Annotated in this window: 1 protein-coding gene; it reads right to left on the bottom strand. The window is 55.9% G+C overall.

Annotated features, from left to right (window positions below):
* Window positions 1–28: 28 nt before the first annotated feature.
* A complete protein-coding gene (locus HU770_RS26740) occupies window positions 29–1102 on the bottom strand; it encodes an IS630 family transposase (RefSeq protein ID WP_033698628.1) in 1074 nt (357 codons plus the stop codon).
* Window positions 1103–1177: the final 75 nt, after the last annotated feature.

Genomic DNA, 1177 nt, shown 5'->3' with positions numbered 1-1177 from the left:
TGTGGTGTTTCAGAAATACCACTGAAAATCATTTGCCCAGCGCTCGCGCCGCGCGAGCGACTGAGGCAAGGATGTCCTCGGCCTTCTTGTGCCAACGAAATGGCTTCGGGTTCTGGTTGTAGGTTTCCAGGTAGTACTCGATCGACGCCTCCAGATCTTTAACGCTGACATGTGCCTGCCGCTTGATCCACTTCTCGCTCAGCGTTGAGAAAAACCGCTCAACCAGATTCAGCCAAGATGCCGAGGTCGGCGTGAAGTGGATGTTGTAGCGCGGTCGCGCCGCAAGCCACGCCCTGACTTTGTCGGTCTTGTGAGTCGCGTAATTGTCCATGATCAGATGGATCGGCATATCGGCAGGCACTGACACATCGATCTCCCTTAGGAAGGCGAGAAACTCGGTACTGCGATGTTGTCGTTTGAGTCGGCCAATCACCTCACCGGTTGCCACATCCAGGGCTGCGAACAGCGAGGTCGTTCCGTGTCGTTTGTAGTCATGTGTGCGGGTTGCTGGGTTACCTGGGGAAAGCGGTAGGCCCGGTTGCGTGCGGTTCAGCGCTTGGATCTGGCTCTTCTCATCAACGCAAAGCACCAAGGCTCGTTCGGGTGGGTTCAAGTAGAGCCCAACGATGTCGTGAACCTTGTCGACAAACAACGGATCAGTGGAAAGCTTGAAGGTCTTTTCCAAGTGCGGCTTGATCCCGAACGCGTGCCAGATGCGCATCACGCTTGCAGGAGACAGGCCCGTCTCACGACTCATCCGTCGCGTGCTCCAATGACTGGAGTCGTCGGGCTTACCTTGCAGTACTTGGTTTACCACTTGCTGAACTTGCTCATCGGAAATAGTGCGAGGCCGGCCAGAGCGCGGTTCATCGTTCAGCCCCAGCAGCCCCAACTTAGAGAAGCGCTGACGCCACCGCGAAACCACATCCTTGCTCGTGCCTAAGCGCTGAGCGATGTCATTGCCTGATTCGCCTGCGGCACAGCCGAGAATTATCTCTGCGCGCAGGCGGGCATCCTGAGCGCCTTTGCGAAGTTTGATCCGGCGTAGCAGTTCCGACTTTTCAGTTTCGGAAAGGGTAATGACGGTTGCTGGTCGGCCCATGTCGATGCCCTTGGAGAGTTGGCTTCTACAGAGCCTAGCTCAGATTTTCAGTGGTATTTGTGAAACACCACACTA

This window comes from Pseudomonas sp. SWRI68, from assembly GCF_014269165.1.
GTDB classification, from domain to species: domain Bacteria; phylum Pseudomonadota; class Gammaproteobacteria; order Pseudomonadales; family Pseudomonadaceae; genus Aquipseudomonas; species Aquipseudomonas capeferrum.
The sequence above is the reverse complement of the archived record's forward strand: the minus strand, read 5'-3'. Positions and strand labels throughout refer to the sequence as shown.

Coding starts and splice junctions, on each gene's coding strand:
- HU770_RS26740 (WP_033698628.1), bottom strand. CDS start 1,102: ATGGGCCGACCAGCAACCGTCATTACCCTTTCCGAAACTGAAAAGTCG.